The sequence below is a fragment of the Microbacterium sp. VKM Ac-2923 genome, assembly GCF_022815605.1.
Classification (GTDB): Bacteria; Actinomycetota; Actinomycetes; order Actinomycetales; family Microbacteriaceae; genus Microbacterium.
In genome coordinates, this window is sequence record NZ_JALGRP010000009.1 from 1 (window position 1) to 15,794 (window position 15,794).

Annotated in this window: 11 protein-coding genes; 6 read left to right on the forward strand and 5 right to left on the reverse strand. The window is 69.2% G+C overall.

All coding sequences use genetic code 11. The annotated features are described in order from the left end of the window. The 5 genes from MT347_RS13955 to MT347_RS13975 form a co-directional block, all read right to left on the reverse strand. Positions 1-614: ABC transporter permease (locus MT347_RS13955; RefSeq protein ID WP_243501855.1), on the reverse strand; the 614-nt coding region annotated here is incomplete at its 3' end. After that, positions 611-1,291 carry an ABC transporter ATP-binding protein gene (locus MT347_RS13960; RefSeq protein WP_243501856.1) on the reverse strand — a complete coding sequence of 227 codons (681 nt, stop codon included), beginning with the start codon at positions 1,289-1,291 and terminating at the stop codon, positions 611-613. The genes MT347_RS13960 and MT347_RS13955, both read right to left, overlap by 4 nt. Further along, complete coding sequence (locus tag MT347_RS13965; RefSeq protein WP_243501857.1) at positions 1,288-2,727, reverse strand: hypothetical protein; 1,440 nt, start codon at positions 2,725-2,727, stop codon at positions 1,288-1,290. Before MT347_RS13965 ends, MT347_RS13960 begins: the two co-directional genes overlap by 4 nt. A gap of 131 nt (positions 2,728-2,858) precedes the next feature. Beyond that, positions 2,859-3,740, reverse strand: coding sequence for a hypothetical protein (locus MT347_RS13970; protein WP_243501858.1), 882 nt, complete (start codon positions 3,738-3,740; stop codon positions 2,859-2,861). A 1,066-nt stretch (positions 3,741-4,806) separates the two neighbouring features. Further along, on the reverse strand, positions 4,807-5,886 hold the full coding sequence (locus MT347_RS13975) for a LacI family DNA-binding transcriptional regulator (RefSeq protein WP_243501859.1): 1,080 nt from the start codon (positions 5,884-5,886) through the stop codon (positions 4,807-4,809). Between the two features lie 179 nt (positions 5,887-6,065). On the opposite strand from MT347_RS13975, the gene MT347_RS13980 reads away from it, so the two are divergent. The 6 genes from MT347_RS13980 (at position 6,066) to MT347_RS14005 (ending at position 15,782) form a co-directional block, all read left to right on the forward strand. After that, positions 6,066-9,134: an alpha-mannosidase gene (locus MT347_RS13980; protein ID WP_243501860.1), complete on the forward strand. Its 3,069-nt coding sequence runs from the start codon at positions 6,066-6,068 to the stop codon at positions 9,132-9,134. Positions 9,135-9,156: 22 nt separating this feature from the next. Next, positions 9,157-10,449, forward strand: a complete 1,293-nt coding sequence (locus MT347_RS13985) for an extracellular solute-binding protein (protein WP_243501861.1) — start codon at positions 9,157-9,159, stop codon at positions 10,447-10,449. Between the two features lie 83 nt (positions 10,450-10,532). After that, positions 10,533-11,414 carry a carbohydrate ABC transporter permease gene (locus MT347_RS13990; protein ID WP_243501862.1) on the forward strand — a complete coding sequence of 294 codons (882 nt, stop codon included), beginning with the start codon at positions 10,533-10,535 and terminating at the stop codon, positions 11,412-11,414. After that, positions 11,411-12,307 carry a carbohydrate ABC transporter permease gene (locus MT347_RS13995; protein ID WP_243501863.1) on the forward strand — a complete coding sequence of 299 codons (897 nt, stop codon included), beginning with the start codon at positions 11,411-11,413 and terminating at the stop codon, positions 12,305-12,307. The genes MT347_RS13990 and MT347_RS13995 overlap by 4 nt, the downstream gene beginning before the upstream one ends. After that, complete coding sequence (locus MT347_RS14000; protein WP_243501864.1) at positions 12,304-13,614, forward strand: glycosyl hydrolase; 1,311 nt, start codon at positions 12,304-12,306, stop codon at positions 13,612-13,614. Before MT347_RS13995 ends, MT347_RS14000 begins: the two co-directional genes overlap by 4 nt. Then, a complete protein-coding gene (locus MT347_RS14005; protein WP_243501865.1) occupies positions 13,611-15,782 on the forward strand; it encodes a glycoside hydrolase family 3 protein in 2,172 nt (723 codons plus the stop codon). The genes MT347_RS14000 and MT347_RS14005 overlap by 4 nt, the downstream gene beginning before the upstream one ends. Positions 15,783-15,794: the final 12 nt, after the last annotated feature.

Sequence of the window (15,794 nt, forward strand, 5' to 3'; positions counted from 1 at the left end):
TTGATGCCGAGCTGCTCGGCGGCGCGTTCGCCGAGGAGTGCGACGCGGTCGGCGCGGGTGTCGTGGCCGTTGTCGAAGCTTCGCCCGGTGGTGATGGATGCGCCGATGGTGTCGAGGATCTCGGCTGACGCGGCATACAGGCGTGGGGGTGCGGCGGCGACGGCGGCGGGGTCGTTGACCGGTACGGCGCGGATGGATGCGTTCTCGCGGGTGACCTCGCCGATGAGGGCGGCGGCTTCCACCCCGGCGAGGCGCTCCATGCGCGCGGTGGTATCCCAGGGCAGTGTCGCGGTTGCGACCGAGGTGCCGTCTCGGGTCTCCGCTTTCGCGGGGGTCACGGTCAGCTGGGTGGCGGCTGCGGCGTCGAACTGGCGGGCGATCTGGCTTGCCGCGGTGTGTGCGAGCCCGATGGTGGCGACAAGTGCGGCGATTCCGAGCACCGTCCCCGCGAGGGTCATGATGAGCCGCCCCGGTCGGGCGCCGATGTCGGCGGTCGCCTCGGCGAGGAGGTCGGAGAAACGGAACCGGTCCGCTGCGGGGACGGGAGCAAGGTCGGTCCCGGCGGGGTGCGGAGTGCTGTGCGAGTGGCGGCGTCGAAGGATGCGTCGAATCATGCGGGGGTGAGTTCGGTCAGGCGCCCCTCGGCGATGCGGACCGTGCGCCGTGCCCGTTCGGCGACACCCAGGTCGTGGGTGATGAGCACCAGGGTCAGGCCGTCGGCGTTGAGCTCTTCGAACAGGGTCATGATCTCCCCGGTTGTCGTCTGGTCGAGGTTGCCGGTGGGTTCGTCTGCGAGGAGGACGCTAGGGCGGGTGACGATGGCGCGGGCGATCGCGACGCGCTGACGTTCGCCACCGGAGAGGAGGTTGGGCCGGAAGGTGACGCGATGGGAAAGCCCGACCCGTTCCAGTGCGGCGCGGGCGCGGGGTTCCCGCTCCTCCCGGGGTGCGCCGCTGTACAGCATGGGCAGCATCACGTTCTCCAGGACGGACCGGCGCGGGAGGAGGTGAAAGGACTGGAACACGAAGCCGAGTCGGCGTGCGCGGACGGCGGCGCGTGCGTTCTCGTCGAGGTGGCCGGTGAGGGTGCCGGCGAGTTCGTACTCGCCCACGGTCGGCCGGTCGAGGAGGCCCAGGATGTTCAACATGGTGGATTTGCCGGACCCGCTGGGGCCGACGATGGAGATGTACTCACCGGCCTGGACGGTCAGGTTGACGCCCTTGAGGGCTTGTACCTCCGGCGGGCCGGGGAAAGAGCGGGTGATGTCGCGCAACTCGAGGAGGGCGCTCATCGACCCACCACGACCAGCTCACCTTCGCGGAGCTCCCCCTCGGTGGGGGTGATCTCCACCGCACCGTCCGCCGCGAGCCCCGTGGTGACGGTGACCAACCGGGTCTTGGCGCGATCCCCCTCACGCGGATCGGACTCGACGACTTCGACGCGGGATTCTCCTCCTGGGCCGGCCGTCAGGGCCGCCAGCGGCACATTCAGCACCTCGCCCGCGGTCGCGCCCACCGGGATCGCCACTCGCACATTGGTCCCCTGGAGCTGCTGAACCTGCTCGGCCGTCATCGGCGCCGGTGTCAGCCGCACCGTCCATCGGGCGGCGTCGTCTGCGCCGGCCTCGACAGCGGTGATGGTCGCTGCATGAGTGGCGCCGTCGGCGAGCTCGAAGCTTGCCGCTTCTCCGACGGTGAGGAGTTCGGCGTCCGCACGGGCAGCCGATCCTGTCAGCGCCATCGTCGCGCCCGACACCGTCATCGCAGGGTTCTCCAGCACCGCACCGCGGCGCGCGGTGACGGCGTCGACCCGGCGGGGGAGCTCCGTGAGGTACAGCACCTCACCGGCAGGGAGGAACGGCAACGCCGCCTCCCGCGCGTCATCCAGGTCGGCCTGTGCCTGCGTCAGCGCGGCATTCGCCGATTCGACGGCGCTGCGCTGTGCAGTGGTATCCCCGGGCCGGTCCAGCTGCCGGCGGCGCAACTCCGCGAGCCCGAGCGCGTCTTCGAGATTCCCGATGCTGACGGTGTCGTCGGGGGTGCGTGCTCGGACAGCGTCCAGTTCGCGGCGTGCGGCGGATACGGCGTTGTCGGCCTCGCGTTTCTGCACCTCATCGGCCCCCGATTTCGCCGTCGACAGTTCCGCCTGGGCCGTGCGCAGGGCCTGCTCGGCCGATCGGAGGGCTTGTTCGGCTCCGGAGACGGCTTGTCCGGCGCCGTCTTCAGCGGCCGGGGCGGGATATCCCGCCTGCGCGTAGAGCGCGGGGATGGACTGGGCGGCCTGCGCATCGAAGACGTTGTTCGCGGGGTCTCCGGCATCCAACCCCACCTCCCGCATCGCTTGCTTGAACTGGGCCACGTCCGGGCCCGAGACCCCCACCCGAAGCGACCGGTACGCCGGGAGCTCACCCGGGAGGACGATCACCGGGCGTCCCGCCAGCTCCAACGCGATGGACAGGGGCTTCAGCTCTGAACCCACAGCGGGAACCTGCCCGGTGACCACCGCGGGACCGGACAGGGCGGAGGTGTCGATCTCCACCTCGACCGGGTCGGCGAATCCCACTTCGCCGCGGATCGTGACGTCGTTGCTGAGTTGACCGAACCCCACCGGAACCGTCACCAGCCCCGCCTCCGGCGGTGCGGCACCCGCCGCGGCATCCGCCGGCGAGATGACGAACCGACCCACGAGGAGACCTGCCACCATCGCCACGACCGCCGCAGCAGCCACGATCCACAGCGTCCGGTTCCGACGGAACACCGATGGCCACGCCGCCGCGATTCGCCGCCAACGGCTTCGTCGCGGGGCCCGGGGCTCGGATGGGGCGTCTTCGGTCGGGGTGTCGGGGAACAGGTCGTTGGTCACGAACGAGCCTGCTCGGCCGCAGCCTTGAGCGCTTCCAGCTCGCTCTTGTGGTCGGCGACGAACTTCTCCTCGGCCGCGAACTGCGCCTCCTGGCGTCGATCGAGGTAGTTCACCTTCTCGCGGCACTCGAGGTCGACCAGCGCCAACGCGATCTCCTGCTCGCCCAGCTCCTTCACCTCCGGGGAGTTCGGCGACACCCCCTCGGTACCCGAGGCGTTCTCCCAGAACGCGTTGTATTTCTCACTGATGGAGTTCGACGCGTCGCTCTGCGTGGTGAAACCCGGCTGCCCCGCCTCATCCATGCAGGCCACCCACTCCGAGTCGACCGCCGCGAACTCCGGACCCGTGCCCATGTCCATCCAGAACGCGTTCAACGAGTCGCTGAGGGTCTTGAATTCCTCGCCCTGCAGAGGATCCGCACCGGCGGTTTCATGCTGTGCGGCACCCGAACATCCCGCGGTCGTCCAGTCGTATTCGTACGTCCCGCCGTCCCCGGTCTCGTCGTTCATGGCCTGCAGTTCCTCCTCGGTGGGCTGCGGTCCATACAGTGCCTCGTAGAACGCTGCCTGCTCCGACGGGGACAGACTCTCCACGTACGCCGCGTTCGGGTCGGGCGATGACTGCTCCGGCTCGACAGGCGTGTCACGCCCGGGATAGTTGATGATGCCGTACCCGTACTGCGATACCCATTCGCGATCCTCCGGCTGCCACTCCTCGCCCGACGACGACATGACAGAGCCCGACACGATGTTCGGGACATACTCGAAGCCCTGCTCGGTCATGCACGCCGCGACGAGGTCCTCGCTCTTCTTGTTCTGCTCCTCGAACCGCTTCTGCTGCTCCTCTTCGCTGAGGTCCCCTCCGTACAGGGCGTTCATGTACGACGTCAACGGTGAGACCGGAGACTCCTCCGGGCTCGGGGCGCCCGAGCAGCCCGCCAGGAGAACGAGAAGGCCACCGAGGGTAGCAACGGGAAACAAACGGCGATCAAAAGACATGGTCGTCCTTCATGAAGCGATCCTCGAACGAGGCGGTCGGCATGACTGTAGTTGGTTCGTCATTATGCGGCATCCACCTGAAGGATGACTTCTGCATGACCTCGGTCAATCAAACCGACCTGCCACGGATAGGCGTCTATAGATACCGAAACGATTCGATCGTCGCCGCTCCGCCAGTGACGCGTCGAGGCTGCGGGACTTCGAGAACGGCGGAGGAAATTTGGCCTCTCTCTGTAAGGTTTCTCCGATTCGAGACACCGCGAGCGTCGCCGGAGGTGCGCATGCTCGTCCGCCAAAGGGGGCCAGGCGTGCCGGTCGGCACAGAGCGGGATTTGCGGCTCGGGGGAAATGCTTCCGTTGATTACCGGAGAAGATCACGGAGAGAAAGACGCGATGATCGCGCCACACCTCCGGCTGTGAAGATGTCGGGCGCAAGATCGACGTCGTCTTGCGGCACGACCCATGATTTCTCGTGTTGTCGGATGTGTTCATGAATTGACCCGCGGAATTCTCGCGGCCATCACTATCCGGTGCCTTGAGAACGCAGGCGGATAATATCCAGTGGCCGCCGGAAGGGAAAGCAGTACGGCATGTCGGTATGGATCGAGCGTACGGAGGATCCGCCGTTGCGCGGTGCGGAGCCTCAGTTCTGGACAGTGCACTATTGTGCTCAGGGTTTCTCCATCGAGGCCACCGTGGCACTAATCGGGAAAGGCATCAGCGGCTCATGCGAGACGATGATCGCGGACGTGATCGCGATGCATGCATGGGATATGCAGACAGCGGGTCATCTCGAGGGCGTGGCAGAAGCAAAGACCGCTTCGCTCTCGCTCGTGGACAATGACTTTCTTCCCGATTTCTCGACGGGCTCACGGTACATTCCCGTCGTCGCACGGAACGCTTTCGGCGGGGAGCGCCCGCGTCAACGTCCGCGCGGATCGCGGTGTCAGTCGGCTGTCGTGCCCGGGCGCACGGTGCTCGCGCGGACGGTCAGATGCGGGGTCGGCGCCTGGATCGAGACCGGGCGCTGTCCTCCCGTCGCGACCGTGGTGATGAGCTCTTTCGCGACCAGTGCGCCGAGGGCGAAGGTGTCGCGGGTCAGGCTCGTCAGGGCGGGATGCGTGAGCCGCGTCAGGACGGAGTCGTCGAAGGAGGCGATCGAGACGTCCTGGGGGACCGCGATGCCCAGCTCGTTCGCCACCGCGAGGCCGGCCACCGCCATCACGTCGCTGTCGTAGATCACCGCCGTGGGACGGTTCCTGGAAGTCAAGAGGCGGCGCGTCGCCGACGCACCCTGCTCATCCGAGAAGTCGGTGGCGATCGAGGTCACCTCCAGCCCGTGCTCGTCGGCCAGGTCGGCGACGGCTTTCGACCGGCGGCGGCTGTGCTCGAAGGCGGCGGTGCCCCCCACATAGCCGACCGCGCGATGCCCGAGGTCGACCAGGTGCGACAGCATGGCACGCATTGCGCCGTAGTCGTCGGCCCAAACGCTGGTCACCGGCCACGCTTCACCCGCGCCGCCGACGGCCACCGCGGGGATGCCGAGACGCTCGACGACCTCGGGGCGGGGGTCGTTCTCGACCAGATCGAGCAGCACCGTGCCGCCGACCCGGTTCTCGGCGGCCCACCGCCGATAGGTCGCGATCTCCGCGTCCGTGTCCTCGACGATCAGCAGCTGAAGGGCGATCGCGTCCTGGGACAGGCGGGACTGCAGCCCGGACAGCAACTGGGCGAAGAAGGGTTCGACGCCGAGCGTGCGAGCGGGTCGGGCGATCACGAGCCCCGCCACGTCACTCGTCGCACCCTTGAGCGCCCGCGCCGCCCGGTGGGGCCGCCAGTTGTACTCGTCGGCGACGGCGACGATGCGCGCTCGCGTCGCCTCGCTGACCCCGGGTCGTCCGTTGAGGGCCAGCGACACGGCCGACACGGAAACCCCGGAGAGGCGGGCGATGTCCGAACTCGTCAGTCGCACCTCGTGGCGCGGCGGTGTCGGCGACGCAGCGGTGCGTGGGGCCGGCTCACTCACGGTCGTTCTCCTCGGGCTCTTCGTCGAAACACTAGGCGGGATTCCGCCCTCCCGGTCGATCGCCCGCGGGGTGCGCGTCAGGAGGGGGGAAATTGTCCTTGCTCCAGAATACTCAAACGTATTAGTGTGGGGCCGCTCAAACGTATTAGTAGCGAGACCCTCAACGACGAAAGGTCAAGATGCACGACCACCTCCGCACCACGCTCGAACGGCTCGTCCGCGTCCAGCGCGACCGGATCGAGACGCAGGTCCACCGGACCGTGGCCGAGGTCGATCTCTCCTCCTGGGAGGTCGGCGACGACGGAGAACCGGTGAGCCCGGCGCACGCCGTCGGTTTCGCCGCCGACGAAGGTCGCGCCGTCGCGCACTACGAGCCGTTCGAGGTCGGCCAGCCTTGGGGTCAGGCGTGGGTGACGCGGTGGTTCCGCGTGGAGGGCGCCATCCCCGCCGGCGCGGGGGAGAGCGTCGAGCTGATCCTCGACCTCGGATGGTTCGACCACTCCGTCGGCGGTCACTGCGAGGCGTTGATCTTCACCCCCGACGGCGTGCCGGTGAAGGGACTGCACCCGCGGCAGCGGTGGGTCCGGCTCCGCGGAGACGGAGCGCGGCCGGGAGTCGTGGACGCCGACGGACGTTTCCTGTTGTACATCGAGGCTGCGGCGAACCCGCTTCTGCTCGGCGTGCCGCCGTTCCTGGTCACGCCGCACGGCGAGAAGGGGGTCGAGGGCTTCGAGGAGTTCCGCGTCCGACAGGCCGCGGTCGCCTCGTTCCACTCCGAGGTGTACGAATTCAGCCGTGACCTCGACGTCGCCGGTGAGCTGGCGGCGACCGTTCGCTCGGAGGATCCCCGCCATTGGCGCTTGCTGCGCGGCATCGAGGAGGCGCTCGACGTCTACGACGAGCGCCGCCCGGACGAGACCGCCCGGGAGGGCCGCCGCATCCTCGCCCCCCTGCTGGCGTCGCCCGCTCACGCCAGCGCCCACCGCGTCACCGCCGTCGGACACGCGCACATGGACTCGGCCTGGCTGTGGCCTCTGCGAGAGACCGTCCGGAAACTCGCACGGACCGTCTCGAACGCGCTCGCGCTGCTCGACACCGATCCGGACGTCGTCTACACGATGACCTCCGCCCAGCACTTCGCGTGGCTCGAGGAGCACTACCCGGCGCTCTTCGAGCGGGTACGGACCTACGTGGAGCAGGGACGCTTCATTCCCGTGGGAGGCATGTGGGTGGAGGTCGACGGCGTCATCCCCACGGGCGAGTCGTTCGTCCGTCAGATCGTGCACGGGAAGCGCTACTTCGCCGATCGGTTCGGGCTCGACAGTCGCGAGGTGTGGCTCCCCGACTCGTTCGGCTACAGCGGGGCCCTCCCCCAGCTGGCGCGGAGGTCGGGGTCCGATGTCTTCCTGACCCAGAAGATCTCGTGGAACGACACCACCGTCTTCCCTCACCACTCCTTCTGGTGGGAAGGCATCGACGGCACCCGCGTCTTCACGCACTTCCCACCCTCCGACACGTATGCCGCCTCCGTCACGGGGCAGGAGCTCGCGCACTCGGTCGCGAACTTCAAGGACAAGGCGATCGCGTCGCACTCGCTGCTCGCCTACGGCTACGGTGACGGCGGCGGGGGACCCACGCGGGAGATGGCGTCGCGCGTGCGCAGGTTCGCCGACATCGAGGGTGCTCCGCGGGTCGCTTCTCGCACTCCGGACGAGTTCTTCCGCGACGCCGCCGCGGAGCTCGCGGACGTGGCCCCGACCTCCGCGCCCGCTCCGGTCTGGGCGGGTGAGCTCTACCTCGAGCTCCACCGCGGGTCGCTCACCTCTCAGCAACGGATGAAGAGCGGCAACCGCCGCATGGAAGGGCTGCTGCGCGAGATCGAGGCCGCCTGGTCGGCGGCCGCGGTGCTGACGGGGGCGGAGTATCCCGCTGACGTCCTCGACGCGATCTGGAAGAACGTCCTGCTCCACCAGTTCCACGACATCCTCCCCGGCACCTCGATCGCGTGGGTGCATCGGGAAGCGCGGGACTTCTACGAGGAGACGGAGCACACGCTCCTCGGTCTTCTCGCCGCCGCCGGCGACGCGCTGCGCGAGGCGGGAGCGACGACACCCCCGACGCTCATCGCGCCCGAGGCGACCCGCGTCCACGAGGGAACGGATGGCATCGTCCTCGACAACGGCGTGCTCACCGTGCGCTTCGACGCGGCCGGCCACATCGTCTCGGTGCGGACGGCCGAGGGGCGGGAGTCGGTGGCCGACGGAGCCCTGCTCGGCCAGCTGATCCTCTTCCGGGACGAGCCGGTGCGCTGGGACGCCTGGGACCTCGACCGACACGTGCTCCGCCATCCCCGCGCGATCACCGACACCCGCTCGATCGAGACCGTCGTGGATGGTGGCGACGTCGGAGTGCGCGTCATCCGGGTGTTCGGCGACTCGCGCGCAACGCTCACGTCGTGGCTGCGCGCGGGCGGTTCCCGCGTAGAAACCGAAGCGGTCATCGACTGGCGCGAGCGCGAGCAGCTGCTGAAGGTGTCGCTGCCGCTGGCAGCCCGTGCCCGCACGGCGCGTTTCGAGACCCAGTACGGCAGCGTCGAGCGCCCGCTCCACACCAACACCGCCGCCGACGAGGCGATGTTCGAGGCATCGCTCCAGCGCTACGTGCACGTCGCGGAGGGAACGACGGGCGACGCCGTTCTCTCGTCCGGGATCGCCGGCGCCGACGCACGGGTGGAGGCCGCCGGGACGACCGTGCGGCTGTCCCTTCTGCGCGGTGCGCGCTTCCCCGATCCGGATGCCGACATCGGCGTCCACACGCTGTCATGGGCCATCGCGCCCGATGTCGACATCGCCGGGGCGGTCGACTCCGCGCGCCATTTCGCGACGCCGAGCGAAGCGGATGCGGGGATCCCCCGCCTCGCGACGCTCGACCTCGAGAGCGGCCACGCCGTCATCGACTGGGTGAAGCTCGCCGAGGACCGTTCGGGCGATGTCATCGTCCGGGCCTACGAGACGAGCGGCGCCCGCGCCCGCGCGCGACTCGAGGTGCACCCTTCGCTCCGCGATCGGCTGATCTCCGAGGTCGATCTGCTCGAGCGTCCTGCGCCTGTCGACGGTCCCCGTCACGCTCTGCGCCACGGACCGTCGCAGACGGCCTCCGACGCGTTCCTCGATCTCGGTCCCTATCAGGTTGCCACCGTGCGCCTCCGTCCTTCTCTCCCCGCAACACCTCACAGCACCACCACGTGACATTCGACGAAAGGAAACATCGATGATGATGAAGAAAGCCCTCGCCTTCGCGGGCACGCTCGCCGCGGGCGCCCTGGTGATCGCCGGCTGCGCCGGCACCGACAGCGGCTCGCAGAACGGTTCGGGAGGTGAACTCGCCGGGGAGATCACCTTCCAGACGTGGAACCTGAAGAACGAGAAGTTCACGCCCTACTTCAACGACCTGATCGCGGCGTTCGAGGAAGAGAACCCCGGCACCACGATCGACTGGGTCGATGCTCCCGCGGAGGGGTATCAGGACAAGCTGTCGGCGGACGCGGCGGCCGGCAACCTTCCGGATGTCGTCGACATGGGTCCGGAGTCGGCCTACACCCTGGCGCAGGCCGGGGTGCTGGAGGACATCGCCGCGTCGGATCCCGAGGCGAAGGGCCTCTATCTCGACAAGGCATGGGAATCGATGACGTTCGCCGGACTGGGCGGCGGCACCTACGGATACCCGTGGTACCTCAACACCGGTCCGTCGTTCTTCAACACCGCGGTGCTCGCTCAGTGCGGTCTCGACCCCCAGACCCTGCCGTCGACGTACGACGAACTCTTCGACCAGGCCGAGACCCTGGGCAAGAACTGCACGGACCGTTCGATGATCGCCCGGATGCCGGCCATCGAGAACTTCGGCGAGTACGGCGTCGACATCATGAACGACGAGGGCACGGAGTTCACGTACAACAGTGCGAAGGGCGTGGAGTTCGTGCAGCGGTTCGTCGATCTCTACGGCGGCGACGGTCTGACCGCGGAGGCGCTGAACAACCTGCAGACCGCCGAGGTCGACGACTTCAAGGCCGGCCAGCTCGGCTATCTGCCCGGGAGTTCCTACACCTTCAACGACCTGCGCGAGACGGCGCCGGCCGTGTTCGACACGCTCGGCGTGGGACCGCGCATCAACAACTCCGCTCCCAACATGTACATCGAATCGCTCGTGGTGAACGCCGGCAGCAAGAACCTGCCCGTGTCCCAGGCGTTCGCGAAGTACGTCACGAACTCCGACAACCAGCTTGCGTTCGCCAAGGCGGCGTCGGTCTTCCCCTCGTCGGAGGGGACGCTGGACGACCCGTGGTTCACCGAGGATGACGGTGACGGCGCGACCAAGGTGCGCCTCGAGGCCGCCGAGCAGGTGCGCAACGCCGTGGTCTGGTGGCCGGCGGCCTTCTCGGGCGGCGCCGACAACGAGACCTTGCGCGAAGAGATCGCTCTCGCCGTGCTCGGACAGAAGACGGCGCAGGAAGCTCTTGACGCCTCGGTGAAGTACTCCAACGAGAGGCTGGCCGCGACGCGATGACCGCGACGACCGACGCCCCCGTGGAGCGGGGGGAGACCTCCCCCCGCTCCACGGGGCGGCCCCGGCGGCGCCGGAGTCGGGTGATGGCCTCTCACGACTGGGCGGCCACTCCATGGCTCTTCCTGGCGCCCGCACTGCTCGTGATCGTGTGCTTCATCGTGGGCCCCTTCTTCTCGACCCTTCAGCTCGCCTTCACGGACGCGCTTCTTCTGCGGCCCGGCACGTTCGTCGGCCTGGCCAATTTCGAGCGGATGTTCTCGGACGCCCGTTTCGGCACCGCCCTGTTCAACTCGACGCTCTACATGGTCGTCGTGGTGCCGTTCATGGTGTTCCTGCCGCTCGTCCTGGCTGCACTGGTCGCCGGCGCCGGCAAGTTCCTCGGGTTCTTCCGCACCGCCGCGTACCTGCCGGTCATCATGTCGCCGGTCATCGTCGGCCTGATCTGGACCAACCTGCTGTCGCGGCAGGGGCTCGTGAACGAGGTCTTCGCCACCCTGGGCACCATCACCGAGCCGATCCCCTTCCTCACGGATCGCTGGCTCCTGATCTTCTCAGCCATGTTCGTCACGATCTGGATGGGCATGGGCTACTACATGGTCATCTACCTGGCCGCGCTGGCGAACATCGATCCCACCCTCTACGACGCCGCCGCGATGGACGGTGCCGGCCGCATCCGCACGTTCTTCAGTGTCACGATCCCCGGCGTCCGCAACACGATGGGGCTCATCGGCATCCTCTCCTCGGTCGCGGCATTCCGTGTGTTCGGTGAGGTGTACGTGCTCACCGGCGGGACGGGCGGCGTCGGCGGGACGGCGCTGACCATGACGATGCTCATCCAGCGCGAAGGCACGGGCCTGCAAGCGCAGACCGGGTACGCCGCCGCCATCAGCCTCGTCATGTTCGTCGTCCTCGGCGCCCTGCTCGTCCTCCAACTCGTCATCCAGCAAAGGCAGGCCCGCACATGACGATCTCCGATCGCCCTGCCCCGGTGCGGGTCGAAAGCGACGCGAGCCGTCGTCCGGATCGCCGTCGCCGTCGGCCCGCCGCCGCCGGTGCAGCACGGTATCTCGCCCTGGCGATCATGGTGGTCGTCCTGGCCGGACCGCTCGTCTGGCAGCTCTCGCTGTCGTTCAAGGGCCCGGGCGACGACCTGTTCGCACGTCCCCCGCAGCTCCTCCCCTCCGACCCCACGCTCGACAACTTCTCGACGGTGCTCGAACGGGTGCCCGTGCTGCAGTACGTCGCCAACTCCGCCGTCGTTGCGGCGATGGCGATCGTGGGCAACGTCGTCGGCGCCACTCTCGCCGGGTATGCGCTGGCCCGCTTGCGGTTCCGCGGTCGGGGCGTGGCCCTCGGTGTCGTCGTCGCGGCGCTGCTGGTGCCCGTGGAGACGGTGATCATCTCCCAGTTCCTCATCGTCCGCTCGATGCAGCTCACCGACACCCTCCTGGGCGTCGTGCTCCCCACCGTGATCGCCGCGCTGAACGTGCTGTTGATGCGCAACGCCTTCGCGGGGCTGCCCGACGAGCTCGAGCAGGCGGCCCGTGTCGACGGGGCGAACGCCTGGCAGCGGTTCATCTCCATCTCCGTGCCGCAGGTCAAGGGAGTGATCACCGTGGTCGCGATCTTCGCCTTCGTCGGCACGTGGAACGACTTCCTGTGGCCGTTGATCGTGCTCTCGACGGAGTCGAACTTCACCCTCACGGTCGGACTCAACCGGCTGCGGGGCACCTTCACCGACGACCCGCGGTTGATCGCCGCGGGCACCATCATCGCCCTCGTCCCGATCGTGATCTTCTTCGCCGCGTTGCAGCGGTTCTTCTTCCGCGGGCTCGAGTCGGGCGGACTGAAAGGATGACCGTGCTGAGATTCGGCGCCAACCACACGCCCTCGGGCGACTGGTTCTTCGACTGGATGAGTCCGGACCGCGACCGGCGGCGACGCGACTTCGAGGCCCTCGCGGGGCTCGGTCTCGACCACGTCCGACTGCTTCCGCTCTGGCCCGTCCTTCAACCCAACCGCACGTTCATCCGTCGCGAGGCGGTCGACCACGTGCGCGAGGCCGTCGAGACGGCTGCGGAGTTCGGCCTCGACGCGTCGGTCGACGTCATCCAGGGCCATCTGTCGAGCTTCGATTTCGTCCCGGCCTGGCTCACGTCATGGCACGCGGGGAACATCTTCACCGATCCCGACGCGGTGCAGGCCCAGGTGCGCCTGGTCTCGGCGCTCGACGAGGCGCTGAGCGACGAGCCGAACTTCCTCGGGCTGACTCTCGGCAACGAGGTCAACCAGTTCCTCGCGACCTCGCACCCGCAGGCCATGCCCGCGACCCCGGAGGACGTGACCGCGTGGTTGGAGGCGCTGCACGCCGACGGCGCCCGCGACCCGCGGCAGTTCCGGCTCAACGCGGAGTACGACGCCGTCTGGTACGACGACACCCACGCCTTCCTTCCGAGCCACGCCGCCCGTTTCGGTGACATGAGCGTGATCCACTCCTGGGTGTTCAACGGCACGGCTCAGAAGTACGGGGCGCTGTCCGAGGAGGGGGTGCGCCACGCCGAGTACCTCATCGAACTCGCGGCCGCCTTCGCGGCGTCGCCCGCGCGCCCGGTCTGGTTGCAGGAGGTCGGCGCACCGATGAACCACATCGCCGAGCGGGATGCCCCGGACTTCCTCGAGCGAACCGTGCGATCGGCCGCCGACAGCGCGTCACTGTGGGGGGTCACGTGGTGGTGCTCGCACGACGTGTCGCGCAGATTCGGCGATTTCCCCGAACTGGAGCACAGCCTGGGCCTGCTCGACGAGAACGGTGCGGTCAAGCCCATCGGGCGTCGGTTCGCAGAGGTGGCCGCCGACCTGCGTCAGCGTGCAGCCCGCCCCGCGACGCGGACGGTGGCGGTGATCGTGCCGGTGGACAACGGCGATCGGCCGCTCTCCCGGGCGGAGCTCTCACCCGGCGGCGGGGTGTTCGAGACGTGGATGCGGCTGGCCGCCGACGGCTCGCGTCCCGCCCTGGTGACCTCCAACCAGGCGTCGAGATCGGCGATGCTCGCCGCGCGCGGCGTCGATCGTCTCGTGGATGCCCCCCTGACCGGCCGTAGCTTCTACAGCGCGGTCAGCGACGCGGAGATGTTCCCGCCCGTCACCGAGGGGCATGCCCCGTGACGACGACGCAGGAGCGGGTCGACGCCGCCCTGGAGCGGCTGAGCTTCACGCAACGGGTCGGCCAGCTGAACCAGCGCCTCCTCGGGTGGAACGCCGTCGAGCGAAGGCGGGACGGTTTCGTCCTGAGCGACGAGGGTCGGCGCGAGATCGATCGATGGGGCGGCCTGGGTGCGCTCTACGGCCTCTTCCGCGCCGACGCGTGGTCGGGCAGACAGTGGCACAACGGCATCCGCCCGGAGGAGCGCGCGGAGGTCGCCGCGCTCGTGCAGGACGAGGTCCGGCGAGCGGGCGGCGTGGGTGTGCTCCTCAGCGAGGAGGCCCCCCACGGCCACCAGGCCCTGGGCGGGACCATCCTGCCCGCGGCTCTCTCGATGGCCGCCACCTTCGATCCGAGCGCGGTGCGTGACGCATCCGCCGCGGTGGCCGCCCAGCTCGCCGCCAGCGGCGTGCATCTCGCGCTGGTCTCGACCCTCGACCTGCTGCGCGACCCGCGGTGGGGGCGCGGCGAGGAGTGCTTCGGTGAGGACCCCTTCCTGGCATCGGCGATGACGACCGCCGTCGTGGAGGGCATGCAAGGGCCCGACTCTCGAGACGTCGGCGGCCGCGGCGTCGCCGTGGTGCTCAAGCACCTCGCGGCGCAGGGCGAGGCGATGGGCGGCCGCAACGGGCAGTCGACGCTCATCGGTCCGCGCGATCTCGAGGAGCTGCACCTGCCGATGGTCGCCGCGGGCGTGCGCGCGGGGGCCCACGGCTTCATGGCCGCGTACAACGACATCGACGGGGTTCCCTGCTGCGCGAACCGCGCTCTCTTGCACGACACGTTGCGCGAGCGGTTCGGATTCGACGGCATCGTGATGGCCGACGGGCTGGCGGTCGACCGCCTGGTGTCCGTCACCGGCAGCGTCGCCGGAGCGGGACGGTTGGCGCTGCTCTCGGGAGTCGATCTCTCGCTGTGGGACGAGGGTTTCGCCACCCTCGACTCCGCCGAGGACGACCCGGATGTCCGCGCAGCCGTCGACACCGCGTGCCGCCGCATCCTCACCCTGAAGGAGCGATTCGGGCTGCTCGACGACCGCGCCCCCGCAGCACACGGCGACCTGCGCGAGAGCATCCGCCTCGGCGAGCGTGCGTCGCGGCGGCTCGCCGACGCCTGTCTCGTTCTCCTCGACGACGGGGGGACCCTTCCGTGGTCGCCCGACCGGCTCGACGAGGTCGTCGTCGTCGGTGCCTACGCCGACGAACCCACCGCGATGCTCGGCGACTACGTCGCCCCCCTCGAGAACGCGCCGGCCGGGATCGTCGGCGCTCTCCGTGACGCCCTGCCGGGCACGCGGGTGCGCGGGGCGATGGACGAGGATGCTGCCGCCGCGGCCCGTGACGCCGATGCCGTCGTGGTCGTGGTCGGCGGCACGAGCCATCGCTCCTACGATGACGAGTTCGCGTCGAACGGGGCTCTCGACGCCCCGGCGCGCGCGACCAGCGGCGAGGGCGTGGATCTCGCCGATCTCGACCTCCCGGCCGACCAACTCGCTCTCCTGCGGCGGGTGGTCGATGCTGCTCGCGGTCCGGTCGCGGCGGTCGTGGTCGCGGGCCGACCGCACGTTCTGACGCCCCTCGTCGACGCGGGAGTCGCGATCCTCTGGGCCGGGTACCCCGGGCCCTACGGCGGCGAGGCGATCGCCGACGCGCTCCTCGGGCATCGGTCGCCGACGGGGCGCCTGCCGTTCACGTCCGTTCGCGCCGGCGGCGCAGCTCCGCTCCACCACAACGACCGTCACGACGCGAGCGGGGTGTACCGCGACGTCCCCGACCCCGTCCTGTTCCCCTTCGGCGCGGGGCGCGGGTATCGCGAAGCGACGCTGGAAGGGCACCGCGCATCCGTCGTACCGACGGGGGTGGACTTCTCGGTGCGTGCCCACAATCCGCACGCCGAAGCCGTCGACGTCGTCATCCCGGTCTACGTGCGTCGCCAGGGCGGCGTCGTGCTTCCCCGCCGGCGGGAGTTGGCCGCCCTCGTCCGCGACGAGCTGCAGCCCGGGGAGACGCGCACGCTGCGCGCGTTCCTCGACGCCGCGTCCGTCCGCGCCTCGCCTCCGGCCGTATCCGGGCGTCTGCGCGTCACGGTCGGCGACTGGACCACCGAACTCGACCTGCCCGCACGGCTCTGAGACTTCTCCACG

Excerpts from the sequence above, each read along its gene's own strand:
- MT347_RS13990 (WP_243501862.1), top strand. The coding sequence starts at position 10,533 with ATGGCCTCTCACGACTGGGCGGCCACTCCATGGCTCTTCCTGGCGCCC.
- MT347_RS13985 (WP_243501861.1), top strand. The coding sequence starts at position 9,157 with ATGATGATGAAGAAAGCCCTCGCCTTCGCGGGCACGCTCGCCGCGGGC.
- MT347_RS13960 (WP_243501856.1), bottom strand. The coding sequence starts at position 1,291 with ATGAGCGCCCTCCTCGAGTTGCGCGACATCACCCGCTCTTTCCCCGGC.
- MT347_RS14000 (WP_243501864.1), top strand. The coding sequence starts at position 12,304 with ATGACCGTGCTGAGATTCGGCGCCAACCACACGCCCTCGGGCGACTGG.
- MT347_RS13970 (WP_243501858.1), bottom strand. The coding sequence starts at position 3,740 with ATGAACGCCCTGTACGGAGGGGACCTCAGCGAAGAGGAGCAGCAGAAG.
- MT347_RS13980 (WP_243501860.1), top strand. The coding sequence starts at position 6,066 with ATGCACGACCACCTCCGCACCACGCTCGAACGGCTCGTCCGCGTCCAG.
- MT347_RS13995 (WP_243501863.1), top strand. The coding sequence starts at position 11,411 with ATGACGATCTCCGATCGCCCTGCCCCGGTGCGGGTCGAAAGCGACGCG.